Annotated in this window: 32 protein-coding genes; 19 read left to right on the top strand and 13 right to left on the bottom strand. The window is 60.8% G+C overall.

Going from position 1 to position 24,148, the window contains the following annotated elements; all coding sequences use genetic code 11:
• Nucleotides 1-13: 13 nt before the first annotated feature.
• Together ACR0ES_RS13215 and ACR0ES_RS13210 are read left to right on the top strand one after the other, a co-directional pair.
• Nucleotides 14-397 (top strand): hypothetical protein, encoded by a 384-nt coding sequence (locus ACR0ES_RS13215; protein ID WP_480870942.1) that lies wholly within the window; start codon nt 14-16, stop codon nt 395-397.
• 271 nt (nt 398-668) lie between these two features.
• The gene (locus ACR0ES_RS13210; RefSeq protein WP_480870940.1) at nt 669-1,469 is read left to right on the top strand and encodes a hypothetical protein; all 801 of its coding nucleotides are present in this window, start codon (nt 669-671) and stop codon (nt 1,467-1,469) included.
• A 75-nt stretch (nt 1,470-1,544) separates the two neighbouring features.
• On the opposite strand, the gene ACR0ES_RS13205 is transcribed toward ACR0ES_RS13210, so the two are convergent.
• From ACR0ES_RS13205 to ACR0ES_RS13195, 3 genes are read right to left on the bottom strand one after another with little or no spacing between them, the layout of a single operon-like run.
• Nucleotides 1,545-2,708 (bottom strand): lytic murein transglycosylase, encoded by a 1,164-nt coding sequence (locus ACR0ES_RS13205; RefSeq protein WP_480870938.1) that lies wholly within the window; start codon nt 2,706-2,708, stop codon nt 1,545-1,547.
• Between the two features lie 11 nt (nt 2,709-2,719).
• Nucleotides 2,720-3,640, bottom strand: a complete 921-nt coding sequence (cbiB, locus tag ACR0ES_RS13200) for an adenosylcobinamide-phosphate synthase CbiB (protein WP_480870936.1) — start codon at nt 3,638-3,640, stop codon at nt 2,720-2,722.
• The gene (locus ACR0ES_RS13195; protein WP_480870934.1) at nt 3,637-4,602 is read right to left on the bottom strand and encodes a threonine-phosphate decarboxylase; all 966 of its coding nucleotides are present in this window, start codon (nt 4,600-4,602) and stop codon (nt 3,637-3,639) included. Before ACR0ES_RS13195 ends, cbiB begins: the two co-directional genes overlap by 4 nt.
• A gap of 185 nt (nt 4,603-4,787) precedes the next feature.
• On the opposite strand from ACR0ES_RS13195, the gene ACR0ES_RS13190 reads away from it, so the two are divergent.
• Nucleotides 4,788-5,150, top strand: coding sequence for a response regulator transcription factor (locus ACR0ES_RS13190; protein ID WP_209506176.1), 363 nt, complete (start codon nt 4,788-4,790; stop codon nt 5,148-5,150).
• On the opposite strand, the gene ACR0ES_RS13185 is transcribed toward ACR0ES_RS13190, so the two are convergent.
• Complete coding sequence (locus ACR0ES_RS13185) at nt 5,132-6,121, bottom strand: glutathione S-transferase family protein (RefSeq protein ID WP_480870932.1); 990 nt, start codon at nt 6,119-6,121, stop codon at nt 5,132-5,134. The genes ACR0ES_RS13190 and ACR0ES_RS13185 overlap by 19 nt on opposite strands.
• 212 nt (nt 6,122-6,333) lie before the next feature.
• Between ACR0ES_RS13185 and ACR0ES_RS13180 the strand changes: the two genes are divergently transcribed.
• Nucleotides 6,334-6,687 carry a hypothetical protein gene (locus tag ACR0ES_RS13180; protein ID WP_480774158.1) on the top strand — a complete coding sequence of 118 codons (354 nt, stop codon included), beginning with the start codon at nt 6,334-6,336 and terminating at the stop codon, nt 6,685-6,687.
• Between the two features lie 147 nt (nt 6,688-6,834).
• On the opposite strand, the gene ACR0ES_RS13175 is transcribed toward ACR0ES_RS13180, so the two are convergent.
• Entirely contained in the window at nt 6,835-8,007 is a 1,173-nt protein-coding gene (locus ACR0ES_RS13175) for a MalY/PatB family protein (RefSeq protein WP_480870930.1), read from the bottom strand.
• 94 nt (nt 8,008-8,101) lie between these two features.
• Between ACR0ES_RS13175 and def (ACR0ES_RS13170) the strand changes: the two genes are divergently transcribed.
• The 5 genes from def (ACR0ES_RS13170) to ACR0ES_RS13150 are packed head-to-tail and all read left to right on the top strand — an operon-like array spanning nt 8,102 to nt 10,540.
• Nucleotides 8,102-8,620, top strand: a complete 519-nt coding sequence (gene def, locus ACR0ES_RS13170; protein WP_209506185.1) for a peptide deformylase — start codon at nt 8,102-8,104, stop codon at nt 8,618-8,620.
• Nucleotides 8,617-9,111 carry a peptide deformylase gene (def, locus tag ACR0ES_RS13165; RefSeq protein ID WP_209506187.1) on the top strand — a complete coding sequence of 165 codons (495 nt, stop codon included), beginning with the start codon at nt 8,617-8,619 and terminating at the stop codon, nt 9,109-9,111. Before def (ACR0ES_RS13170) ends, def (ACR0ES_RS13165) begins: the two co-directional genes overlap by 4 nt.
• A gap of 53 nt (nt 9,112-9,164) precedes the next feature.
• Nucleotides 9,165-10,073 carry a methionyl-tRNA formyltransferase gene (fmt, locus tag ACR0ES_RS13160; protein ID WP_480870928.1) on the top strand — a complete coding sequence of 303 codons (909 nt, stop codon included), beginning with the start codon at nt 9,165-9,167 and terminating at the stop codon, nt 10,071-10,073.
• A gap of 10 nt (nt 10,074-10,083) precedes the next feature.
• Nucleotides 10,084-10,320, top strand: coding sequence for a hypothetical protein (locus tag ACR0ES_RS13155; RefSeq protein WP_209506192.1), 237 nt, complete (start codon nt 10,084-10,086; stop codon nt 10,318-10,320).
• Nucleotide 10,321: 1 nt separating this feature from the next.
• Complete coding sequence (locus tag ACR0ES_RS13150; RefSeq protein ID WP_480559671.1) at nt 10,322-10,540, top strand: GlsB/YeaQ/YmgE family stress response membrane protein; 219 nt, start codon at nt 10,322-10,324, stop codon at nt 10,538-10,540.
• Between the two features lie 60 nt (nt 10,541-10,600).
• Here ACR0ES_RS13150 and ACR0ES_RS13145 read toward each other — a convergent pair whose 3' ends face one another.
• The 7 genes from ACR0ES_RS13145 to ACR0ES_RS13115 all read right to left on the bottom strand — a co-directional run bounded on the left by ACR0ES_RS13145 (nt 10,601) and on the right by ACR0ES_RS13115 (nt 15,096).
• A complete protein-coding gene (locus tag ACR0ES_RS13145; protein ID WP_480774155.1) occupies nt 10,601-11,203 on the bottom strand; it encodes a COG3904 family protein in 603 nt (200 codons plus the stop codon).
• A gap of 64 nt (nt 11,204-11,267) precedes the next feature.
• Complete coding sequence (locus ACR0ES_RS13140) at nt 11,268-11,891, bottom strand: trimeric intracellular cation channel family protein (RefSeq protein ID WP_480774154.1); 624 nt, start codon at nt 11,889-11,891, stop codon at nt 11,268-11,270.
• Complete coding sequence (gene rnhA / locus ACR0ES_RS13135; protein ID WP_209506201.1) at nt 11,888-12,355, bottom strand: ribonuclease HI; 468 nt, start codon at nt 12,353-12,355, stop codon at nt 11,888-11,890. Before rnhA ends, ACR0ES_RS13140 begins: the two co-directional genes overlap by 4 nt.
• Nucleotides 12,348-12,935, bottom strand: a complete 588-nt coding sequence (locus ACR0ES_RS13130) for a class I SAM-dependent methyltransferase (RefSeq protein ID WP_480774153.1) — start codon at nt 12,933-12,935, stop codon at nt 12,348-12,350. Before ACR0ES_RS13130 ends, rnhA begins: the two co-directional genes overlap by 8 nt.
• Nucleotides 12,932-13,384 carry a DUF3429 domain-containing protein gene (locus ACR0ES_RS13125; protein WP_480774152.1) on the bottom strand — a complete coding sequence of 151 codons (453 nt, stop codon included), beginning with the start codon at nt 13,382-13,384 and terminating at the stop codon, nt 12,932-12,934. The genes ACR0ES_RS13130 and ACR0ES_RS13125 overlap by 4 nt, the downstream gene beginning before the upstream one ends.
• On the bottom strand, nt 13,381-14,331 hold the full coding sequence (gene ispH / locus ACR0ES_RS13120) for a 4-hydroxy-3-methylbut-2-enyl diphosphate reductase (RefSeq protein ID WP_480774151.1): 951 nt from the start codon (nt 14,329-14,331) through the stop codon (nt 13,381-13,383). The genes ACR0ES_RS13125 and ispH overlap by 4 nt, the downstream gene beginning before the upstream one ends.
• Nucleotides 14,332-14,520: 189 nt before the next feature.
• Nucleotides 14,521-15,096: a LabA-like NYN domain-containing protein gene (locus tag ACR0ES_RS13115; RefSeq protein ID WP_209506211.1), complete on the bottom strand. Its 576-nt coding sequence runs from the start codon at nt 15,094-15,096 to the stop codon at nt 14,521-14,523.
• 145 nt (nt 15,097-15,241) lie between these two features.
• Here ACR0ES_RS13115 and folK point away from each other — a divergent pair, with 145 nt between their 5' ends.
• The 6 genes from folK to ACR0ES_RS13085 all read left to right on the top strand — a co-directional run bounded on the left by folK (nt 15,242) and on the right by ACR0ES_RS13085 (nt 20,496).
• On the top strand, nt 15,242-15,811 hold the full coding sequence (folK, locus tag ACR0ES_RS13110; protein WP_480870926.1) for a 2-amino-4-hydroxy-6-hydroxymethyldihydropteridine diphosphokinase: 570 nt from the start codon (nt 15,242-15,244) through the stop codon (nt 15,809-15,811).
• A gap of 94 nt (nt 15,812-15,905) precedes the next feature.
• On the top strand, nt 15,906-16,259 hold the full coding sequence (rpoZ, locus tag ACR0ES_RS13105; protein ID WP_209506215.1) for a DNA-directed RNA polymerase subunit omega: 354 nt from the start codon (nt 15,906-15,908) through the stop codon (nt 16,257-16,259).
• 26 nt (nt 16,260-16,285) lie between these two features.
• Nucleotides 16,286-18,418, top strand: a complete 2,133-nt coding sequence (locus tag ACR0ES_RS13100) for a RelA/SpoT family protein (protein ID WP_480870924.1) — start codon at nt 16,286-16,288, stop codon at nt 18,416-18,418.
• 16 nt (nt 18,419-18,434) lie between these two features.
• Nucleotides 18,435-19,127 carry a DUF2062 domain-containing protein gene (locus tag ACR0ES_RS13095; RefSeq protein ID WP_267364078.1) on the top strand — a complete coding sequence of 231 codons (693 nt, stop codon included), beginning with the start codon at nt 18,435-18,437 and terminating at the stop codon, nt 19,125-19,127.
• On the top strand, nt 19,127-19,873 hold the full coding sequence (locus ACR0ES_RS13090; RefSeq protein ID WP_480774148.1) for a pyridoxine 5'-phosphate synthase: 747 nt from the start codon (nt 19,127-19,129) through the stop codon (nt 19,871-19,873). The genes ACR0ES_RS13095 and ACR0ES_RS13090 overlap by 1 nt, the downstream gene beginning before the upstream one ends.
• Entirely contained in the window at nt 19,870-20,496 is a 627-nt protein-coding gene (locus ACR0ES_RS13085; RefSeq protein ID WP_480774147.1) for a LysE family translocator, read from the top strand. Before ACR0ES_RS13090 ends, ACR0ES_RS13085 begins: the two co-directional genes overlap by 4 nt.
• Nucleotides 20,497-20,535: 39 nt before the next feature.
• On the opposite strand, the gene ACR0ES_RS13080 is transcribed toward ACR0ES_RS13085, so the two are convergent.
• Entirely contained in the window at nt 20,536-21,384 is an 849-nt protein-coding gene (locus ACR0ES_RS13080; protein WP_480870922.1) for a CE1 family esterase, read from the bottom strand.
• Nucleotides 21,385-21,510: 126 nt separating this feature from the next.
• On the opposite strand from ACR0ES_RS13080, the gene acpS reads away from it, so the two are divergent.
• The 4 genes from acpS to ACR0ES_RS13060 all read left to right on the top strand — a co-directional run bounded on the left by acpS (nt 21,511) and on the right by ACR0ES_RS13060 (nt 24,137).
• Nucleotides 21,511-21,930 (top strand): holo-ACP synthase, encoded by a 420-nt coding sequence (acpS, locus tag ACR0ES_RS13075; RefSeq protein WP_209506227.1) that lies wholly within the window; start codon nt 21,511-21,513, stop codon nt 21,928-21,930.
• A 62-nt stretch (nt 21,931-21,992) separates the two neighbouring features.
• Nucleotides 21,993-22,832 carry a signal peptidase I gene (gene lepB, locus ACR0ES_RS13070; protein ID WP_480870920.1) on the top strand — a complete coding sequence of 280 codons (840 nt, stop codon included), beginning with the start codon at nt 21,993-21,995 and terminating at the stop codon, nt 22,830-22,832.
• Complete coding sequence (rnc, locus tag ACR0ES_RS13065; protein ID WP_480483758.1) at nt 22,829-23,506, top strand: ribonuclease III; 678 nt, start codon at nt 22,829-22,831, stop codon at nt 23,504-23,506. Before lepB ends, rnc begins: the two co-directional genes overlap by 4 nt.
• Before the next feature lie 154 nt (nt 23,507-23,660).
• Nucleotides 23,661-24,137 (top strand): hypothetical protein, encoded by a 477-nt coding sequence (locus ACR0ES_RS13060; protein ID WP_480483757.1) that lies wholly within the window; start codon nt 23,661-23,663, stop codon nt 24,135-24,137.
• The last annotated feature ends 11 nt before the right edge of the window (nt 24,138-24,148 follow it).

The raw sequence follows: 24,148 nt of genomic DNA, 5'->3' as shown, positions 1-24,148 counted from the left end.
CTGCAACGTTATGATGATTGCAGGCATAACGCGCTACCTTGGCCTCATGACGCGTTTCCTGATCTCCGCCCTCATCGCTGCCACTCCGGTTGTCGCCGCTGACTGGCCCGTCAAATCCGGCGATGTCCCGCTGACAGTGGCCGAGCTTGACGCCCTCGCGGGTCAGACGCTGACCTTCTACGATGATGGTCAGGCCAAGTTTTCGGCCGGGGGCGCCTATTCCTATACCTACGCGGGCGGAGATTCTGCATTCGGAACCTACGCCATCGCCGATGACGGTTCCGTCTGCATCGCGTACCACAACGGGTTCAGCCGCTGCGACCTGTATGTCCACAGTGGCGAGCGGCTGATCCTGATCGATCAGAAAGGGGATCGGTACCCGGTGCGGCCCGAATAAGGGAGTCACTGGTTCACGCCGGTCACTTTGGCATGGACCAACCCGCGCAGCGAACTGAACCTGCGGCAAACGTCAAAGGCCATGCCGGGAACACCAGCCCAAATATGCGCGCCCGAAGACGGGCCAGAACCAAACTGTGGGCACCCCGACACAACGCACTGGCGCAAAGCAGGGTAAGTCGCGCCAAAACCGCCGCTGCGGTTGACGAGCCACGCACCGCTTCGTTAGTGCAGCAGCGATCCCGTTTCGGCTTTGGGCAAGAGGTGCTGTTTTGGATTTTCAAGTTGCAAGTTTCTGGTTTGGCTCGCCGTTATCTTGCGTTGAAAGAGTATGCATTCAGTCCTTTCTGGATCATGGCTATGTCTTCCACCTGTACGTGCTGGATCTGAACATAGATGTTCCCGACGGCGTCGTTGTTCATGATGCCCGCGAAATCTATACAGATGAAACCACCGAAAACCTGACCGGTGGCCGACGACGGATGGCGGTCTATTCAGACATCTTCCGGATCCACATGCTGCAAAAAACCGACTATGTGTGGGTGGATCTGGATATCTACTGCATCCGGCCGCTGGATGTTCCACCGGACTATCTGTTTGGTGTCGTCTGGCGCAATAAGGCGATGAACAATTGCGTATTGCGTCTTCCCAAAAATTCTCTGGCACTGAAGCTGATCCTGAATTTCCTTGAGTCAGAAGTCCCGATCCCGTTTTGGTTGGGCAGTGATCACATTGAAAAACTGGTCAAACGCTATGAGGCGGGCGAGACACTCACGCTTTACGACCTTCCGTGGACGACAACCGGCCCAAGCGTGACCCGCTGGGCGCTGGGGGTCACTGGTGAAATCGACCGAGGCCAGCATTGGCATTTATATTGGCCGCGTCGCGGGTTTCTGGACCCGGTCGAGAACATTGAAGACTACGAACCCGATTGGGCCCGGTTTCATCACTTCCAGGGCGAAACCCGCAGTGGTATTCGCAGTAAGTTCGGCGGTATTCCTCCAAAGGGAAGTTACATCGATATTGTCTGTCACAGACATGGAATTGACCCCAAGAAATATCCGGTCACATAATCAGCGGTGACGGCGCTGATATCGTCGAATAATCTTCGAGTTTTGCGTCATACCATAGAAGTGCGGGCCGCTGGATCAGAGTTTTCCCAGCAACTCCATCGTTGGCCATGCGTCCGCAGGCAGGCCCAGACGTTTCTGCTCCGCCTGCGTCGCAGCTCGCGTCCCTGACCCCAGGATCCCGTCGATCTTGCCCACATCATATCCTTTGGCCTGAAGCTTGGTCTGCAACTGTTTCATCTGTGCGCCATTCAGGCCCTGCGCGGGATTGCCCGCGTCATAGATCTGGCCGCCCTCAAGCCGTGTTCCGAAATAAGCGGCGGTCAGAACATAGACAAAGCTCTGGTTCCATTCGAAATAGACATCGAAATTCGGGTAGGCCAGAAAGGCAGGCCCGTTGCGCCCCTGTGGCAGGATCAGCGAGGCGGGCAGGTTGGCCAAGGACCCGCCGCGCGCCTGAACGCCCATCGCCTGCCATTCCGCCACCGAACGCGGTTTGCCGGGGCCGGACAGGGACCAGTCCATCTGCGCGGGCACGGTGACCTCCTGCAACCACGGCTCACCCGCGCGCCATCCCAGATGAGACAGCATTCTGGCCCCCGACATCAGCGCGTCAGGGGCCGAGCTTTTCAGGCGGACATGCCCGTCACCGTCACCATCGACGCCGTTTTCCAGTATGTCACGCGGCAGCATCTGCACCATGCCGATCTCTCCGGCCCATGCGCCGGTGGTGCGGGCCGGGTCGAAATCACCGTTCTGATACAGCTCGATGGCGGCGAATATCTGCGGCCGGAACAGCTCCGGGCGGCGGCAGTCATGGGCCAGCGTCACCAAGGCGTTGCGGGTGTTGAAGTCGCCCTGAAACGATCCGTAATCGGTTTCAAATGCCCAGAAGGCCAGCAGCACCCCGCGGGAAATGCCATACTCGCGCTCGATCCGATCAAAGACCGCATCGTATTTGCGCGACATCGCTTGCCCGCGTTCGATCCGGTTTTGCGAAATCAGACGACGGGAAAACTCAATAAAGGGCTTCTGAAACACGCCCTGCGCCCGGTCGGCCTTCAGCACAGCGCTGTCCTGCTGCACCCCGTCAAAAAACCCGTTCACCGCTGATTTGTCCAACCCCTGCTGCACGGCTTCGGTCTTCAGCCCTTTGACAAAGGAGTTAAATCCACCGCCACATTGCGCCAGCGCAGGTGAGGTAAACAGGGCGGCGGCGATCAGGCCAGAGAGTATACGCATGAAAGGGTCCGTCAGAATATCAGTTCGGCCCCAACCCACACTGACACGAGTGCAAGCGCAAGCCCCCAAACCCGCCAGAGCATGTCACATGCGCGAAAAACTTCTGATGCGCCGATCTCGCGCGGGGCGTCTCCATTGACCCAGGCCAGGTCGCGCACCTGCCCATCATAGCTGCGCGGCCCCGCCAGCGCGACATTCAGGGCGCGGGCCATGGCGGCCTCGGGCCAGCCAGCGTTGGGCGAGATATGACGCCGCGCATCCCGCACCATCTCAACCCAGCGCGACCATTGGCCGGACAGCGCCACGATCATCACGCAGGTCAGGCGGGCAGGGATCAGGTTCAGCAGGTCGTCGAACCGGGCCGCAGCCCAACCAAAATCACGGTACGTTTCGGTGCGATAGCCGATCATGCTGTCGGCGGTGTTCACCGCCTTGTACACCAGCAACCCCGGAAGCCCGGCGACCAGAAACCAGAATGCAGGGGCAATGACCCCGTCGCTCAGGTTTTCAGCCGCGCTTTCGATGGCGGAACGCGCCACCTGTGCCCCGGTCATATCCTGCGTGTCGCGCGAGACGATCATAGCCACCTGCGCCCGCCCGTTTTCCAGCGAGGTTTGCAACCCGTCACCAACCGCGCGGACATGGGCAACCAGCGACTTTTGCGCCAGCAGAATCGCGCAGCCAAGAATTTCAACCACCGACCCCAGCAGGGACAGACCACACCCAAGGCCCCATGCGCCGCAGATCAGAAGGGCAAGCACCGCCACCCCCTTCAACCGCCGACCGCGCCCGTGGTTCAGGCGTTTGTCCAGCCATCCGATCATGTTGCCGATCATCACCGCCGGGTGTTTGACGCGGGACCAGAGCCAGTCGGGCTCTCCCAGAGTGGCGTCCAGACACATGGCGCAGACCAGCATCAGGGCAGGGTTCACAGCGCGGCCTCCAGCCTGTCCCACCCCTTTTCCGGTGGCAGACCCAGACGCAGAAAGGTTGTTGAATAAGGAAAGATACGGCTCCAGATATGGGCGCGGGCCAGCCGGTCCTGCCACCCCAAGGCGTCATCAACCCGATACAGACGAAACAGGCTGGTGCCACCGACAATTTCCGCGCCCCTGGTCAGCATCAGCGCATCCAGCCGGGCCGCCTCATCCGCCAGTCGCGCGCGTGTGGCATCGGCCCAGTCATCGTCCGACAGGGCTTGCGTTCCAACCCGCAGGGCCGGGCCGGACACCGACCAGGGTCCGGTCAGGTCGTTCAGGCGGTTGATCAACTCAGGCCGCCCGATGGCACACCCAAGCCGCATCCCGGCCAGCCCCCAGAACTTGCCAAAACTCTTCAGCACGATCACGCCGGGACGTTCCGCCATATGGATCAACGATGCCTCTGGCGTGACATCGCAAAAGCTCTCGTCGATCACGGTCAGCGGGGCCGAGACATCGCTTTCCTGCCAGATGCGTCCGTCCGGGTTATTGGGATGCACGATCACGCGGGCGTCAGTCGCGCTCTCAGGCTGAACACGCCACCCCTGCGCCGAAAAGGCGGCGGCGTGTTCGTTGTAGGTGGGCGGCGTGATCTGGACACGCCCTGGCGCGGCCAGCGCCGGAATACGAGAGATGACAGCCGATGCACCGGGTGCCGGCAGGATTGCAGCCCCCTGCGGCACGTTCCAGAACCTGCGGGCCGCATCACTCAGCCGTTCAAAGGCACCGTGATCCGGCAATTCGGCCCAATCCCCGGCGGTCAGGCCCGCAACGGCGTAAGGATGCGGATTGATTCCGGTCGACAGATCGATCCAATCTGCACGCGCTCCGCCATACCTGACAATCGCCCTGTCCAGCCCCCCGCCGTGGTCGCGAACTGCGCGGGGGTCCAAGCCGTGATCAAGTGTACTCATCTGCTCTCTCTGCGGGGATTGACCGGTTTCGGGGTGCTTCAAGCGGATTTTTGCCATTTACACAAGCAAATCCGCCCGAACACGCAAGCGTGCGGCCGCTGTTAACACTTTGTTAAGGAAATAACGAGATCACGGACCACGGGGGTCGGCACCACTCACCATACCAAGTGCCGAGGTTGTTGCAAATGAAAGTTCTGATTGTTGAGAGTAACCCCGACCTTGGTCGGGTCTGGAAAAGACATCTGGAGCGGCAAGACGCCGAAGTCACGCTGGTTGACGCTCAGGAGGCCGCCATTCTGGCGCTCTATGGCACGGATTTTGATATCATCGTGCTGGATCTGGTTCTGGAAACCGGAAGCGCATTGGCTGTGGCCGATTTTGCCAGCTATCGCCGCCCCGAGGCGCGGGTGATTTTTGTCACCAACACCACCTTCTTTTCCGACGGGTCGATTTTTGCGCACAGTCCCAATGCCTGTGCCTATGTTCAAAGCGAAACGCCGCCAGAGGATCTGGCGGCGATGGTCGAACATTACGCTGCCGGGCGCTGATCGCGTCCATGCGGCTCCCTGTAATCCAGCACCGGGTTCACCGGAATGATCCGGTGCGGATTGATGCTGTCATGGCTGTAGTGATAGTGGCGCACGATATGATCCATGTTCACGGTCTCGGCGACACCGGGCCATTGATACAGCTCCCGCGTATAGGCCCATAGGTTTGGATAATCGATCAGGCGCTGCCTGTTGCACTTGAAATGCAGATGATAGACCGGGTCGAAGCGGATCAGGGTTGTGAACAACCGCCAATCGGCCTCGGTGATCCGGTCCCCCATCAGATACCGGTTCCGGGCCAAACGCCCTTCCAGCCAGTCCAGCGCGTCGAACAACGGGCCCACGGCGGCGTCGTAGGCCGCTTGCGTGGTGGCAAAGCCCGACTTGTAGACGCCGTTGTTGACGTCTGAATAGATGCGCGCGTTGACCTCTTCGATCTCGTCCCGCATCGCTTCGGGCCAGTAATCATCGGTATTTCCGGTAATCCCGTTGAAGGCCGAATTGAACATGCGGATGATTTCCGAACTTTCGTTAGAAACGATGGTCTCCTGTGCCTTGTCCCACAGGATCGGAACCGTGACACGGCCGGAATAGGACGGATCCGCTTTGGTATAGATCTGATGCGCATGGCTCAGCTCGTAAAGACCGTCGCCCGTGGCACCGTGATCATCCGCCTCAAACGTCCAACCCTGATCCAGCATGTCCGGATGCACGACCGAGACCGGGATCAGATCATTCAGCCCTTTCAACGTGCGAAAAATCAGGGTGCGATGCGCCCAGGGGCAGGCATAGCTGACATACAGGTGATACCGCCCGGCTTCGGCCCGGAACCCGCTTTTGCCCGACGGCCCCGCGCGGCCATCGGCGGTCAGCCAGTTGCGAAACTGCGCCGCGCTGCGCTTGAATGCGCCACCGGTGGATTTGGTGTCATACCAGGTGTCTTGCCATTTCCCATCGACCAGCAGGCCCATATCTTATCCTCCGCACAGGCGTTTGGCCAAAGATAGGGTCAAGACCCGCCTGTTCCTATGCGTTTACCCGCGCACATGACCTGCATGCGCGCACAGGCAATGCTGGTATTTCTGTGCAACAAACCGCAGGCACAGCCCGTTGCGTGAACGCGTTCACTGGATTTTTACAACAGTTCCCGCACAATAGAGGTCATTAGCGGGGGAGTGATTTTATGAGTACTTATGTTTCAAAGGAAATACGCGCCGAGTTGGACGCCGCCCGAATCGCCACATTGAAAAAGGCCAGTCGCCTTCGTGTCCAAATGGGTGACAATACGTATAAAATTCTCAAATTGTGGAAAGATGGTTTCACGGTTGAGGCGGAAACAACGCCGCGCCTGCGCGGGTTGGTCGATATCTATGACGGGGCCAATCTTCTGTATCAATGCCTGATCATTGCCGATCAGGATGAAGGCGGCGAGATGCGGTATGAGTTCAAGCGCAGCACCGCCGCCCATGACGAGGCACCGCTGGATTTCTATCGCGCCCCGGATGCGCCCATCGCACTGCTGGGATACGAAGACTAGGCTCGGATTTTCATCGTGCCAGATTTGGTCAGGGTGACGCCCACCATGCCGTAGGACTGGCTATCGCTATGGATTTCGCCATGGGGTCCGCGCCCGGCCAACAGGCGCGGTCCGTTGTGAGGTCAGCCACCCCAGCCACCGCCTGGATTATTGCAGGTCACCAAAGGCCCCTTTCAGTCGCGCGCAGGCGTCCTCGACCCGCGCCCGTTGCGTGGCCAGGTTGAACCGTTCGAAGGTCTCTCCGCCAGTGCCAAAGCCCGGCCCGGACGAGGTTGCAATCCGCGCGTCCTCGCGCAATCGGCGGACAAATTCAGCGTGATCCATGCCGGTGCCGGAAAAATCGACCCAGGCCAGATAGGTTGCCTGCAAGGGCATCGACCACAGGCCTGGAATCTCGGCGATGGTCTGGTCGAATAGATGCCTGTTTCCGTCCAGATGCGCGATCTGGGCATCCACCCATTCCGCGCCAGCCGGGCTGTAGGCGGCGGTGATCATCGCCACACCCAACGCGCTGGGGCCATAATCCAGCGTTGCCAGCCGATGCTTCATCGCTTCGCGCAGTTGGGTGTCGGGAATGATCATGTTGCCGGTCCGCTGCCCGGCGATGTTGAAGGTCTTCGATGCCGCAGTCAGCGTCACCGTCCATGGCCGCGCATCCGGGGCTGCCACATCCATCGGCACAAATTTGGCACCGGGATAGACCAGATCGTGGTGAATCTCGTCCGAGACAAGGATCAACCCGTTGCGCTCGGCAAATGCGGCCACAGCGCGCAGTTCCTCCGGCGTCCAGACCCGGCCCGACGGGTTCTGCGGCGAACACCACAGCAACATCTTCTCGGACCCGTCCAGCCGCGACTGCGCATCTTCCAGGTCAAGGCCATAACTTTCCCCGTCCCGCACCAAAGGGCATTCCACGACCCGGCGGCCCGATTTGTTCACCTTGTGGGCAAACTCATGGTAAACGGGGGTAAAGATCACGATGCCATCACCGGGATCGGTCCAGACATCCAGCGACAGGGCGATTGCATTGCCCAAGCCCTGAGTGGTCAGAACCCAGTCCGTGTCAATCTCCCAGTCGTGGCGGGTTTTCATCCACCACTGGACCGAGGCCAGATACTCCGGGTGCGCCCAGGAATACCCGAACACGCCGTGATCCGCGGCCTTGCGCACCGCGTCGATCACGCAGGGGGCTGTCGGGTAATCGGAATCGGCCGTCCACATGGCCAGCCCGTCCTCGGGCGAGACGCCATACAGCATCTCCATCTTGTCCCATTTGGAACTGTTGGTGCCCCGGCGGTCGATCAGGTCGTTGAAAGTCATGTCTGCTCCATTTTCTCGACCGAAAGCTAACCGCAATTCAGGCAGGTGCAAGGGGGGCGTTGCGGCGCGGGGCGGGATGGCCTAAATCAGCCTCATGAAACGTAACATCCTGATCTATCCCGACCCCCGTCTCAAGAAGGTCTGCGCCCCCGTGGCCGACCTCACGGACGACCTGCGCGCGCTGGCCGATGACATGCTGGAAACGATGTATGACGCCCCCGGTGTTGGCCTTGCCGCGCCACAGATCGGCGTGCTGGATCGCTTGATCGTGCTGGATTGCGTCAAGGAAGAAGGCGAGGCACCGCGCCCCCTGATCATGTTCAACCCGCAGGTCATCGCGGCCTCGGAAGAAACCAATGTCTACGAGGAAGGCTGCCTGTCGATCCCCGATCAATACGCCGAGGTGACGCGCCCCAAAGTGGTCGATGTGACATGGATGGACCGCGACGGAAACCTGCAACAGGAAACCTTTGACGGGCTCTGGGCCACCTGCGTTCAGCACGAGATCGATCATTTGGACGGCAAGCTTTTCATCGACTATCTCAAGCCGCTGAAACGGCAGATGATCACCCGCAAGATGCAAAAGCTCAAACGCGAACGGGCCCGTGCATGACCGTTCGTACCTGCCTGCCATGGCCTGACAAACGCCTGCGCACCAAGGCGGATGAGGTGCCCGAGATCACTGATGAGGTCCGCGCCATCTGGGACGACATGATCGACACGATGGAGGCGATGCCCGGCGTCGGTCTTGCCGCGCCACAGATCGGGGTGATGCTGCGGCTGGCCGTTGTTGACGGTTCTGCCGAACGGGGCCGGGCCGTGCGTCTGGCAAACCCGGAAATCCTGCACAGCTCGATCGAACTGCGCGAACATGAAGAGGCCAGCCCGAACCTGCCCGGCGTCTCGGCCACAATCAAACGCCCGCGCGCGGTGACCGTGAAGTTCCTGAACGAACATGGCATGCTGGATCGCCGCGATTTCGTCGGGATCGACGCGACCAGCGTACAACATCAGATCGACCACCTGAACGGGCGGATGTATTTCGACCGGCTCAGCAAGGTCAAGCGTGACATGCTGCTGCGCAAGGCACGCAAACAAACCTGACGTCTGTAGGCCGGGCTTCAGCCCGGCACCCGTCCCAACTGCCGGAGCCAACGATGCGCATCATCTTCATGGGAACCCCTGATTTTTCGGTCCCGGTGCTGGACGCACTCGTCAGGGCCGGGCACGACATCGCCGCCGTCTACTGTCAGCCCCCGCGCCCCGCCGGACGCGGCAAGAAAGACCGCCCGACGCCGGTTCACGCCCGGTCCGAGGCGCTGGGCCTGCCCGTTCGCCACCCAACCTCTCTGAAATCCGCTGACGAACAGACCGCATTTGCCGCGCTGAACGCCGATATCGCCGTCGTCGTCGCGTATGGCCTGATCCTGCCGCAACCCATTCTGGACGCGCCGCGACACGGCTGCCTGAACATCCACGCCAGCCTGCTGCCGCGCTGGCGCGGTGCCGCCCCGATCCACCGGGCGATCATGTCCGGCGATGCCGAAACCGGGATCTGTATCATGCAGATGGAGGCCGGTCTGGACACCGGCCCGGTCCTGCTGCGACAGGCAACCGCGATTGAGGTTGAAGAAACCACCGCGCATCTGCATGACCGGCTCTCGGCCATGGGGGCCGCGCTGATCGTCGAGGCGCTGGCCAAGCTGCCGGACCTGATACAGGAACCGCAGCCCGAGGATGGCGTGACCTATGCCGCCAAGATCGACAAGTCCGAGGCCCGCATCGACTGGGCACGCCCGGCGGTCGAGGTCGACAGGCAAATCCGCGGGCTGTCACCCTTTCCCGGCGCATGGACCGAAATGAATGGCGAACGCGTCAAGCTGCTGGCATCGCGGCTGGCAGACGGGCAGGGCGCAGCGGGTGAGGTTCTGAACAACGACCTGCACGTGGCCTGTGGTCAGGGCGCGGTCGAACTGCTGCGCTTGCAACGGGCGGGCAAAGGCGCGCAGGATAGGGAAACCTTCCTGCGGGGCTGGCCCATTCCCACCGGCACCCGCCTGACCTAGGAGAAGCCCGATGTTCATGGTGATGATGGGGACCGTCGTGATTGCCGGGATCGTCGGATATCTGTCCGAACAGACCGGGTTCACTCATAACGGCTATCTTCAGTCGATCATCATCTGCGTGGGCGGGGCGTTCCTGTTCTACTTCATCCGCATCATGTTCGGGATCAGCTTTGGCCCTCCCGGTCTGGATGCGGTGATCTCGTCTGTCGGCGCCCTGATCATCGTGCCGACGCATTGGAGGAAGTGACATGCCCATCGTCGCTCTGATCATCATCCAAGCTGCGCTTGAAGTTTTGCTCGCCAGGTTGCTCCCGGCGACGATGCTGATCGGCATTGTTGGGGCTATGATCGGTGGGCCCCTTCTGTGGTCTCTGATACCCGACGCTGGCTGGATGTCGGGCTTTGTGGGCGCGGTTCTGGGCGCATTGCTGGTGATCTGGATCTGGCAGACCTACCTGCGCCGTTAGCATATTCCTTGGCTGCGCATTCCGTCCCGCAAACCTTCACTCGACAGATAGCGCAGCAGATCAGCGCTCGTCGCACTCCAGCGCTGAACCAAGCGCCGGGGCGGCTTTCGTCGTCATATCGAACCGGTTCGCCTCGGCGGCAGTCATCCAGTGGATGCTGTCGGCCGGGGCCGCATACAGCGTGTACCAGTAAAACGACTCATCGACGCCGATGTCCCTGAAATAATCCAGATAGCGGTCATGTTCCGGGTCATCCTTGGGCAGCTCCGTGGCCACCAGCCCCGATCCGGCCCAGCTGTGCACGCCCACGCAGGCTCCCGGCTGCAAAACGCGGCGGCGTCCGGCCAGGAACAGATCGGTGCCGCCGCTGGCAACCAGACCGTCCGAGGGCACGATAGTATCGAACCCGGCCCTGCGCACCTCGCGGCTGAAGATGACATTGGCGTCGTCATCCACCGACCCCTCGATATATTGCAGCACCAGCGTGCGCGCTTCGGGATTTTCGGCGGTGACGTCTTCAAAAGCGGACAGCGTCGTTTCGTCAATAGTGCCCGAGGCGATGATCCGGTCACCCTCAGCAACAAAGCGGACGGGTGCATAATATGCGCCGCATGAGGCCAGCAAAGCCAGTGAGACCGCAATCGATGTAAGTCTGAACGGCATTTGGCCTCCGGGCTGCGCGTTCCAAACAGCTATCAGCCCGCCCCGGTCGCGTCCACCGACAGGTTCAGTTGCGGGGCGGGCGGCTTTTGTAGACGGGCAACTGCCAGCCAAACACCAGCGACCCTGCCCGCAAGGCCCAGCACACAAGGGCGCACATGCCCAATACAAAGGCGGGCTCCAGCCCCAGCCTGACCGCAAATACCGCCGTCAACGCCCCCACAAATGCGCACGAGACGTAAAGTTCGCCCTGTTTCAGCACCAGCGGCACCTCGTTGCAGACCACGTCGCGCATCAGCCCGCCCAGACACCCGGTCGTCACACCCATCAGCACGACGATGATACCGGGCTGATCCAGTGACAGCGCGGCACCGGTTCCGGCGGCAACGGCGACCGACAGTGCGAAACTGTCCAGCCAGACCAGCCAGTTATAGCGACTTTCCACCAGATGCGCGGTAAAGAACACAAACACCGCCGCCGCGACGGCGATCAGGATGTAATCCGGCTGGCCGACCCAGAAGATCGGGTGACGGTCCAGCAGCAGGTCGCGTACCGTGCCGCCGCCAACTGCGGTCAGGCAGGCCATGAAGGCAAAGCCCACCAGATCCAGCTGCGCCCGGCTGGCCACCAGCGCCCCGGTCAGCGCAAAGATCAGAACCGAGGCATAATCCAGCAGCGTCAGCGCGCTCACGCCGGTGCCTTTTTCGGCTTGAAGGGCGCCATGCCTGCGCGGGCCAGTTCATCGGCCTTTTCGTTTTCGGGATGGCCCGCATGGCCCTTGACCCATTCCCATGTCACATCATGTCGTTCCTGCGCCTCGTCCAGTCGCTGCCACAGATCGACATTCTTGACCGGCTTCTTGTTCGAGGTTTTCCAGCCATTCCGCTTCCAGCCGAATATCCAGCCGGTGACGCCGTTCTTCACATAGGCGCTGTCGGTGACAATGGTGATCTTCGACGGGCGCTCCAGCGTCTCAAGCGCGCTGATGGCAGCCAGCAACTCCATTCGGTTGTTGGTCGTCTCGGCCTCGCCGCCGTTCAGTTCCCGCTCTTTCAATACCCTGTCCCCGTTCTTCGCACGCAGCAGCACGCCCCAGCCTCCGGGGCCGGGATTGCCGGAACAGGCGCCATCTGTATAGGCAAACAACTCAGGCATGGGCGAACACCAGAATAAACCCGTCGTAAGACCCGGCCAGACCCTTGCCCACCCCTTCGACCGTGCGGTCAACCGTGAACCCGGCCTGGGTCAGCGCCTCTCGGATCTCGGCTTCCGAGTAATAGGTGTAATAGCGGTCCAGATCGTCACGATGCTCGCCCGTGCCCAGCTTCATGCCCAGAAACAGCTGGCCTCCGGGCTTCAGGGCCGTGTGGATCGCTTTCAGGTGACGCGTAAAATCCGCTCGCGGCGCGTGCAGCAGGGAAAAACTGGCGTAGACACCGTCATACTCGGCGGTTTCGGTAACATCGTCGAACGTGCCCAGATGCGCGTCCACCCCGTTCTGGCGGGCATGTTCGACAAAGGCGGGGGTGGCATCCAGCGCCCGCACCTTCAGCCCCTGACGCATCAGGAAACCGCTGTCCGATCCGGGGCCTGACCCCAGATCCAGCACATAGCCGCCCGCACCGACCGCATCGGCAAAATCCTGACGGGTCTTGAGCTGTTCGGCTGGTAAAGGAATGGCCAGATATTCGTTCACTCTGGTCGTATAGGCATCAATTGTGCGTTTGTCGCTCACAGGTACACTCCGACGGCTAGGCTGGCCAGAACGACCGCGGTCAGCAGGATACGCAGCTGCATCCACCAGACCGGCGTCAGCCGCCAGTATGAAAACAGGGCGTCCAGCAGCAGCAAGCCAGTGAACCCGTAGATCAGATTGGTGCCCGCAGTGACCGGCCCGCCGCCCGTCATGGCAAAGGCCCACAGCGCAGGCAGGACCGACAGCCCATAACACAGCGCCGCCTTGCTGCCCGAGGTCTTGGTGGCAAAGCCCCACAGCACACCTGACATAAAGCTCAGGATGACCGAGCCATAAAACAGCTGCACATAAGGCCCGACAAAGCGCGGGCCAAATGTATGCGTGCCCCAGTCGTTCAGATCACCGTTCAGATATGTCAGCGCGCCCCAGACAAACGGGACCAGTCCCGCCAGCCCCAGATAAAGCGGCGCCTTCGGCACGCCGGTCACGCCGGTTGCCTCAACACGCGCGGCACTTTGAATTCGACGTTTTCGATTGCGGTCTCGACCGGCTCGACAGTGACATCGTAATGATCGCGGAAGGCGTCGATCACCTCGTTCACCAGCAATTCCGGGGCCGATGCGCCAGCGGTCACCGCAACGCTTTTGATGCCCTGCAAAGCGCGCCAGTCGATTTCGGTCGCGCGCTGGACCAGTTGCGCGTATTTGCACCCCTCGCGCGATGCAACCTCGACCAGACGGCGGGAATTGGACGAGTTCGGAGCCCCCACAACCAGCAGCGCATCGGCCTTGGGGGCCACGGCCTTCACGGCCTCCTGCCGGTTGGTCGTGGCATAGCAAATGTCTTCCTTATGCGGGCCGACAATGGCCGGGAACCGGGCCTGAAGGGCTGCGATGATGTCCTTGGTATCATCCACCGACAGGGTGGTCTGGGTGACAAAGGCCAGCGCGTCGGGGTCGCGCACCTGCACGGCGGCCACATCCTCGACCGTTTCGACCAGCAGCACATCACCCTCGGGCAGCTGTCCCATGGTGCCAACGGTTTCGGGATGGCCCTTGTGGCCGATCATGATCATCTGCAATCCCGCATCCGCATGGCGCTGCGCCTCGACATGAACCTTCGACACCAGCGGACAGGTGGCATCCACATAGATCATCTCACGTTGCGCGGCTTCGGCGGGTACCGATTTCGGAACACCATGGGCGGAAAAGATCACCGGGCGGTCATCGGGGCATTCATGCAGTTCTTCGACAAACACAGCCCCTTTGGCCCGCAACCCGTCGACCACGAATTTGTTATGCACGATCTCGTGGCGCACATAGACCGGCGGCCCCCATTTCTGCAGGGCCATTTCAACGATCTTGATGGCGCGGTCCACACCGGCGCAGAACCCGCGGGGGGCGGCCAGGTAAAGTGTCAGTGGCGGCTTGGTCATTCGGCTGTCTCCTTAGGGCACAGGTAAGTCTTTTCCCGGCCTTGGTCCAGACAGGACATTGTCATTCATCTGACACGAATCGTTGTTAGTCAGAGGATGTTTCAGCACCAATCCTTAGTTAAAGAAGCGCGGCCAGGACTCCGGTCCTGACCGCGCGAATTTTTCCCATCAACAGGCAGTGGTGCCGGATCAGCTGCCGCCTGCAACCGCGACGCTGCGATGCTCTGCCGGCATTTCACGCGGCGGGCGACCGATCACGTCACGCAGATCTTCCAACTCGATGAAGTTGTCGGCCTGACGGCGCAGCTCGTCCGAAATCATCGGCGGCTGGCTGCGGATCGTTGACACGACCGACACGCGAACGCCCTGACGTTGCAGGCTGGCGATCAGCGGGCGGAAATCCCCGTCACCCGAGAACAGCACGATATGATCCACACGCGGTGCCAGTTCCATGGCATCGACTGTCAGCTCGATATCCATGTTTCCTTTGACTTTCCGACGCCCCATGCTGTCGGTGTATTCCTTGGCCGGTTTTGTGACCATGGTGAAGCCGTTGTAATGAAGCCAGTCAACCAATGGGCGGATCGGTGAATACTCGTCGTTTTCAAGCAGCGCTGTATAGTAGAAAGCCCGAAGCAACTTGCCACGGCGCATGAATTCCTGCCGCAGAAGTTTGTAGTCTATGTCGAAACCGAGTGCTTTTGCCGCGGCATAAAGGTTCGAGCCGTCGATGAACAGCGCTAGCCGTTCGTCCTTATAAAACATAAATAGGTCCTTCCGGTATAATCCAGACTGCGCCGCGTTACGTGAGTGAGTGGGTGTTTTATAAATTGACGCAATCTGGTGGGCTTATAGTTAGAACTTTTGGCCGTTATCGCAAGTATGCAATGTGTCGAATATAGGGTAGCATATGTACAATTCTTTGCCAAACGCGGTTGTGGCATTGGGCGCAAATCTCGATCTGAGAGGAAATAGGCCCGCTGTAACGCTACAGCGCGCAATTGACGCACTTTCGCAACAGGGCGTAGTGATTCGCTCTGTCAGCCGGTTTTTTGCGACACCCTGCTTCCCCGCTGGCGCTGGTCCGGACTACGTGAATGCGGCTGTGCTGATCGAAACCGACAAATCCCCGGCCCAGCTTTTGCGCGTGCTGCACGAGGTTGAACACCAGTTCGGTCGTGAACGGGTGCAGCGCTGGGGAATGCGGACGCTGGATCTGGATCTTGTGTGCTATGGCGATCAGATTCTGCCCAATCGTGCCCTGTTCGACCGCTGGCTGACCCTGCCGCCCGAGGCACAGCGGCAAGAGGCACCGGATCAGCTGATCCTGCCGCATCCGCGCCTTCAGGACCGCGCTTTTGTGCTTGTGCCGATGGCGGATATTGTGCCCGACTGGCGCCACCCCGTGCTTGATCGAACGGTTTCCCAGATGGTCGACGACCTGCCCCCGTCCGAGGTTGCGGCGGTTACGCCGCTGTGATCCCTGCAAATGCAGCATTTCCTGCTTGTCAAGGCGCGGAATCGCGCTTAGATAAACCCCTTCCTGACATGGACTCAGAAACGGAGAGCGCCCAATGGCCCGCGTGACGGTTGAAGATTGCGTAGACAAGGTTCCAAACCGGTTCGAACTGGTAATGCTGGCCGCCCATCGGGCGCGCGAGATTTCTGCCGGTGCCGCGATTACCGTTGACCGCGACAACGACAAGAACCCTGTCGTGTCCCTTCGCGAAATCGCCGACGAGACCCAAGGCGCGGACGCCCTGCGCGAACGCCTGATCGAGGCCAACCAGACCCAGATCGAGGTTGATGAGCCGGAAGAAGATCAGATGGCGCTGCTGATGGGTGCCGAGTCGGACAAGCCTGCGATGGACGACATGTCCGAAGAAAAGCTCCTGCGCGCTCTGATGGAGGCTCAAGGGCAGGGGTAAGCTCCAAAGACGAAGGTGCGGGCCGGATGATTTCTGCTGACGATCTGATTGCGCTGGTCCGCAACTACAATCCCAAGACGAATGCTGAACGTCTCGCGCTGGCCTATGAGTTTGGCCAGCAGATGCACGAAGGGCAATTCCGCCACTCAGGCGAGCCCTACTTTACCCACCCTGTTGCCGTTGCCGCCATCCTGACCGAACAGCGTCTGGATGATGCGACGATCATCACCGCATTGCTGCATGACACGATCGAAGACACCAAGGCCAATTACGGCAAGGTGTCCGATCTGTTCGGGGATGAGGTCGCCAAGCTGGTCGACGGCGTCACCAAGCTGACCAACCTGCAACTGTCCAGCCGCGAAACCAAGCAGGCCGAGAATTTCCGCAAGCTGTTCATGGCCATGTCCAAGGACCTGCGGGTCATTCTGGTCAAGCTGGCCGACCGTCTGCACAACATGCGCACCATCAAGGCGATGCGGCCCGAAAAGCAGGTTCAAAAAGCGCGCGAGACGATGGATATCTACGCGCCGCTTGCGGGCCGCATGGGGATGCAATGGATGCGCGAGGAACTGGAAGACCTCGCGTTCCGCGTCCTGAACCCCGAAGGCCGCCAGTCGATCATCCGTCGCTTTATCACGCTGCAACGTGAAACCGGCGATGTGATCCACCGCATCACCGGCGACATGCGCCACGAGCTGGAAAAGGCAGGCATCGAGGCCGAAGTCTTTGGCCGCGCCAAGAAACCCTATTCGATCTGGCGCAAGATGCAGGAAAAGGATCAGGGCTTCTCGCGCCTCTCGGATATCTACGGGTTCCGCATCATCACCCAGACGGAAGAAGACTGCTATCGCACGCTTGGGGCCATCCATCAGCGCTGGCGCGCGGTGCCGGGTCGGTTCAAGGACTATATCAGCCAGCCGAAATCGAATGGCTACCGCTCGATTCACACCACCGTTTCGGGCCGCGATGGCAAACGGGTCGAGGTTCAGATCCGTACCCGCCAGATGCACGACGTGGCCGAAACCGGCGTTGCGGCGCACTGGTCCTACCGGGACGGGGTGCGCACGGAAAACCCCTTTGCCGTCGACCCGGCGAAATGGATATCCAACCTGACCGAGCAATTCGACAACGAGGATGATCACGAAGATTTCCTCGAAGCCGTCAAGCTCGAGATGTATTCGGACCAGGTCTTCTGCTTCACCCCCAAGGGCGACGTGGTGAAACTGCCGCGGGGCGCGACCCCGATCGATTTCGCCTATGCCATCCACACCCGGATCGGCCATGCCTGCGTGGGGGCCAAGGTCGATGGCATTCGCGTGCCGCTCTGGACGCGGATGAAGAACGGCCAGTCGGTCGATATCATCACCGCTGACGGGCAGACACCGCAGGTCACATGGCTTGAGATCGCTGTCACCGGCAAGGCCCGTACCGCCATCCGCCGCGCCCTGCGCGAGGTGGATCGCGAACGGTTCATCAAGCTGGGCAAGGAACTGGCGCGCTCGGGCTTTGACCATGTGGGGCGCAAGGCCACCGACAAGGCGCTTGATACCGCCGCCAAGCACCTGCGCCTGAAAGACCGGCATGAATTGCTGGCCCGTCTGGGCAGTGCAGAACTGACCGCTCATGAGGTGGTTCAGGCCGTCTATCCCGAACTGGCTCAGGATGACGGCGACGCCATCCCGCTGCGGCGCGCCGTGATCGGTCTTGAACCCGGCCAGAAATTCGACCGCGCGCCCTGCTGCCAGCCGCTGCCGGGCGAACGGATCGTCGGCATCACCTACCGGGGCAAGGGTGTTGTGGTGCACGCCATCGACTGCGACAAGCTCAGCCAATATGAAAGCGAACCGGAACGCTGGGTCGATCTGCATTGGCATTCTGGCACGCACCCGGCCGTCTATGGGGCGACACTGGATCTGACCATCGGCAACGATGCCGGGGTTCTGGGGCGCATTTGCACATTGATCGGCGAGAAAAAGGCCAATATCTCGAACCTGGAATTTGTGGACCGCAAACCGGATTTTTACCGCCTGCTGATCAATGTCGAACTGCGCGACCTTGAACAGTTGCATTCGCTGATGCTGATGCTTGAGGCTGAAAGCGACGTTGCAGCGGTCGAGCGTTATCGGGACCGGACCAAAACCGCGACCGCGGCTGGCTGAGAAGGGGTGATCACGGGTGGTATTCAAGCGCCGAGACCGACGCTCTCCTGTTCAGGTCGCATCGGAACTCGTCTATCCGCGTGGCGGATGGACCCGCGCCTTCCACTATGTCAAACACCGTGTCCGCCGCCTGCCGGATTCCCCTGACCGGATCGCCCGCGGCATCGGGGCGGGCGTTTTCGCATCCTTCACGCCGTTTTATGGGCTGCACTTTCTGGTCGCTGCAATTGGTGCGCGGCTGATCAAGGGAAATATTCTGGCCGCGCTCAGCGGCACGTTCTTTGGCAACCCCCTGACCTATGTCCCGATTGGGGTGATCTGCCTGCAAACCGGGCATTTCCTGCTGGGCACCGAATATGAAGAAGGCGACACGCAGGGGCTGATGGGCAAGTTCGCCGACGCCATCGGTGACCTCAAGGACAACCTTCTTGCGCTCTTCACTGATCGCGTGGCCGACTGGCACGGGCTGGGGCAGTTCTATCACGACGTTTTCTATCCCTACATGATCGGCGGCATCATCCCCGGTATCGTGGCGGGCATCATCTGCTACTACCTCAGCCTGCCGCTGATCCTGACCTACCAGCAGCGCCGCCGCGCCAAGATCAAGGCAAAGTTTGAAGAAATCAAACGTCTGGCCGGAGAAACATCTGCCAGTCCCGCGCCAAGATCGCTAAGGTCGGGGCGAAAATCTGCAAAAGGAACCAAATGATGTCCGAAAGCCGTCTGCGTCTGGGTGTGAATATCGATCATGTTGCCACCGTGCGCAACGCGCGCGGCGGGGCTTATCCTGACCCGTTGCGCGCCGCCAAGCTGGCAGAAGAGGCCGGCGCCGACGGCATCACCGCGCATCTGCGCGAAGACCGCCGCCATATCTCGGATGCCGATATCGACGGCCTGATGGAGGTTCTGTCGGTGCCTCTGAACTTTGAAATGGCCGCCACCGACGAGATGCAGAAAATCGCCCTGCGCCACAAGCCGCACGCCGTCTGCATCGTTCCCGAAAAGCGCGAGGAACGCACAACCGAAGGCGGGCTCGAAGTCGCGCGCGAGGAAAACAAGCTGGCCCATTTCATCGCCCCCCTGCGCGAGGCCGGGTGCCGCGTGTCGATCTTCATCGCCGCGGATCAGCGCCAGATCGAGGCCGCGCACCGTATCGGTGCCGAGGTGATCGAACTGCACACCGGCGCCTATTGCGATGCCCATGCCGAAGGCCGCATGGACGCCGCCGCGCGCGAGCTTGAAGCGCTGCGCCAGATGTCCACCTTTGCCCATTCGCTGGGGCTCGAGGTTCATGCAGGCCATGGCCTGACCTATGACTCCGTAAAGCCGGTTGCCGCCTTCCCCGAGGTCATGGAACTGAACATCGGGCATTTCCTGATTGGCGAGGCGATCTTTCTGGGTCTCACCCCCGCCATTCGGGAAATGCGCCGTCTGATGGACGAGGCACGCGCGTGATCACCCCCGGCTTTATCGCCATCTGGTTCGCCTGGCTGATGGCCGGGGGCTCGCCGGGCCCGGCCACGATGGGCATTGCCGGAACCGCCATGAACGAAGGCCGCACCGCCGGGCTGGCCTTTGCCCTTGGCATCTGCGCCGGATCGGCCGCTTGGGGCATTGCCGCAGCGCTGGGCCTGTCGGCGGTCATGCTGGCCAATGTCTGGCTGTTCGAGGTGATCCGCTATGTCGGCGTGGCCTATCTGGGCTGGCTGGCGCTGAAGGCCCTGAAACGCGCGATGACCTCGGATGATGAGGTCGCCCTGGGCAAAGCGGTCACCGGCACGCTGCCCACGATCTTTGCCAAAGGTGCGGCGATCCACCTGACCAACCCCAAGGCGATCCTCAGCTGGGGGTCGATCTATGCCATCGTCGCGCCGAGCGATGCCAACCTGCCGATGCTGCTGGGCTATTTCGCCATGCTGTACGCAGGATCGCTGCTGATCTTCATCGGCTATGCGTTCCTGTTCTCATCCGCCCGCATGGTCCGCACCTACCGCCGCGCCCGCCGCTGGTTCGATTTCGCCTTCGCCGGGTTCTTTGGCGTGGCGAGTTACAAGATCCTGACGGTGCGGTTGTTGTAAAGCAGGCGAAATTGATTTCGGCAAAAGCCGGTGGAAGCGCTAGGGCGCGTTCGAGATTTCCAAAAACCATTCCGCCACGGCATTTGCCCAACCGGGCTGCCTGCCGTGGCCATGTGGCCCAAGCGCCAGGGTGACAGAGCCGTCCTGACACTTGCTCCACTTCTTTCGCCAGGTTGCGCCCTCTGTTGCAACGCTGTTTGCCATCTGCCCGCATCCATTGGTTCTGGTCAGAATTTCAATGGATTTCAAAACGCTGCCCTGTTCGAAATCATAGTCCCCAAAGGTCACAAAACGCCCCTCCAGCGGGACGGTCCGGTCTGCAAATCCGTGGGAATGATGCATGTGAACCGGGCCACTGCACCGCCGCCACATTGGCTCCCAAAAGGCCCCTGATGCCGAGGCATAGGCAAAGGCAAAGGAATGATCCGTGCAGGCCTTGTCCCAAACCAGTGATCCGCCGCGTGAATACCCCGCCAGCAAAATGCGATCTGCGTTCAGGTCGAAACGGGCAATGGCGTCTTCCTTGATCTGCTCCAGCGCGGCCAGATCATCCCGCGGCCAGCGATAGCCATCATGCACCCCCCAATCCAACACCTTGGGGTTGCCAATGTCGACCTGACCGTTCGGCGCGATAAAGGCGATGCCGCGGTCGGTAAAGCCCGCCGCGAGGCCGGAAAGATTCACGGCTGAATTCGCCGTTGCCCCATAGCCATGCAGATAGATAACAGCTGGCGGCTCGGGCGCGGCCTCGGGCAGAACCACCCGATAGGACAACTCTCCTACCTGACAGGGGGTATCCTCGGTTCCGCAATCCTGTGCAAAAGCGGGGGAAACGGTGCTTGCGACAATGCCAGCCACCGCGATTGCCATGAACGGAATTTTCGACATTGCGTCCCCCGCACCAACGTAAAAATTGAACATTCCGGTAAAGTATATCACGGAATGCGGCAACCAACCGCTTGCGCGTGGTCATCAATTGCCGTTGATTGGCCCGACCAGAGAAATGAGAGCCACATGATCCTCGGCATCGGCACAGACCTTGCAAATATCGACCGCATTCAGGGCACGCTTGACCGGTTCGGCGACCGGTTCCGCAACCGTGTCTTTACCGACACCGAACAGCGCAAGGCCGAACGCCGTGCGGATACCGCAGGCACCTATGCCAAGCGCTGGGCCGCGAAAGAGGCCTGTTCCAAGGCGCTCGGCACCGGCCTGCGCATGGGCATTTCGTGGAAGGACATGGCCGTCACCAACCTGCGCACCGGGCAGCCGGTGATGCATGTCACCGGCTGGGCCGCCGAACGCCTGAACGAACTGACCCCCGCAGGGCACGAGGCGATCATCCACGTCACGCTGACCGATGACCACCCCTGGGCACAGGCCTTTGTCGTGATCGAGGCGCGTCCCCTGCAAGATCACGTCACACAGCCTTGACTTGACCCCATCCCCCCCGCATGTAGCAGCGAAGCCAAGCACAGAGAACTGGAGAGAGCAGTATGGCCGACGAAGCCAAAACCGGAAGCGGCGTCTGGGAAACGATCAAGACCATCGTCTATGCCCTGCTGATCGCGGGCGTGTTCCGGACACTCTTCTTTCAACCGTTCTGGATTCCCTCCGGTTCGATGAAGCAGACGCTGCTGATCGGCGATTTCCTCTTCGTCAACAAGATGGCCTACGGCTATTCCTACGCCTCATGCCCCAGCCTGATCATCCCCAGTGTCGGTCTGAATATCGACGCCGAAGATCTCTGCGGCTGGATGCAGGGTGATGACGACAGCCGCATCTGGGGCGGCGACCCCGTGCGCGGCGATGTCATCGTCTTCCGCCACCCGGTCAGCGGGCGCGATTATATCAAGCGCCTGATCGGCCTGCCGGGCGACCGCATTCAGGTCCGTGAGGGGCAGATCATCCTCAACGGCACACCGGTTCCGCAACAGCCTGACGGCATATTCACCGAAATCGCCGAACCGCAGGGCCCGCAACGCCTGCGCCCGCGCTGCGAAAACGGCCCCGTTGGCGTTGGCGGCGCCTGTGAAAAGTCGCGCCTGATTGAAACCCTGCCCAACGGTGTCACCTATGACGTGCTGAATATCGGCAATCAGGGCTCGGACAATACCGGCATCTATACTGTGCCCGAGGGCCATTATTTCTTCATGGGCGACAACCGCGACAACTCGGCTGACAGCCGCCTGCCACAATCCGCTGGCGGGGTTGGCTATGTGCCCTACGAAAACCTGATCGGCCGTGCCGACCGGATCATGTTCTCGTCCGCCGGGCGGTCGATGCTGTTCTTCTGGACCTGGCGCGGGGATCGCTTCTTCAAGGCGGTCAATTGAAGCTCTCAGCCGAGATAAAGGCCTTCCAGCAGCGTTTGGGGTATGAATTTGCCAACCCCGAGCTGCTGGTGCGTGCGCTGACCCACGGCTCGGTCTCATCGTCGACCCGGCCCGACAATCAGCGGCTTGAATTTCTGGGCGACCGGGTGCTGGGACTTGTCATGGCCACCGCGCTGCTTGAGGCCGACAAGAAAGCCTCCGAAGGCCAGCTTGCGCCCCGGTTCAACGCTCTGGTCCGCAAAGAGGCCTGCGCAGATGTCGCCCGCCAGATCGATCTGGGCGCGGTGCTGAAACTGGGCCGGTCCGAGATGCTCTCGGGTGGGCGCCGCAAACAGGCGCTGCTGGGCGACGCGATGGAGGCGGTGATTGCCGCCATCTACCGCGACGCCGGGTTCGAAGCCGCCCGCGATGTCATCCTCGCCCTCTGGGGCGACCGCATCCACAAGGTCGAGGCCGACGCCCGCGACGCCAAAACAGCGCTTCAGGAATGGGCACAGGCGCGCGGCCAGAAACCACCCAGCTATGTCGAGGTCAAACGCAGCGGCCCCGACCACGCCCCCGTCTTCACCATCGCCGCCCGCCTTCAGGACGGAACCGAAGCACAAGCCACCGCGGGCTCCAAACGCCAGGCCGAACAAGCGGCTGCCAAGGCGTTGCTGGAGCGGGTCGGCTGATCCCTGTTGAAGCTCGGCCTGTCACAAACTTCAATCTAACTTGAAGACTATAGAAGCCACGACAGACGACCTGTATCTGGGTATCAGTCGTTTTGGCACCCGTCAGACTGCGGCAGGTCAAAGCACTCGGGAAACAACGTATTAAGGCAATCCAATGCAACGTGCAAAACTCTCGCTCGTCAATATCGGCTTCCTGTTCATTGCCGGGTTTGTGGCAACCATGGCCTTCGATTTCTGGGGGCAAGTTGTCAGTCCGGGGATCGGCTGGGCCAACCTGTCACCCGAAGGTCTGGCGCAGAGTTTGCTGTCCAGTCTGGGTTTGCCCAGCAACGCTTTTCTGGGCTTCTTCGTGCATTTCTACATTGTCGGCCTGATTGCCTATCCTTTGGGTTGGTTCCTTATTTTCCAGCCAATCTGGGTCAAGGTACTGGGTCCGGTCCACATGTTGGCAGCCTCGGCAATCTATGGATTCGGTCTGTGGGTGTTTGCAATCGGAGGTGTCACGACCTTTGCCGGTCTGCCGCCGTTCCTGAACTTCGTCGGGATCACATGGGTCGCGCTGATCGGCCACGTTTTGTACGGCATCGTGTTTGTTGCCGTGCTGAACCCCATCCTGCGCCGTCACCCGTGATCTGATCCGTT

Source organism: Ruegeria sp. N7, from assembly GCF_056531345.1.
The sequence above is the reverse complement of the archived record's forward strand: the minus strand, read 5'-3'. Positions and strand labels throughout refer to the sequence as shown.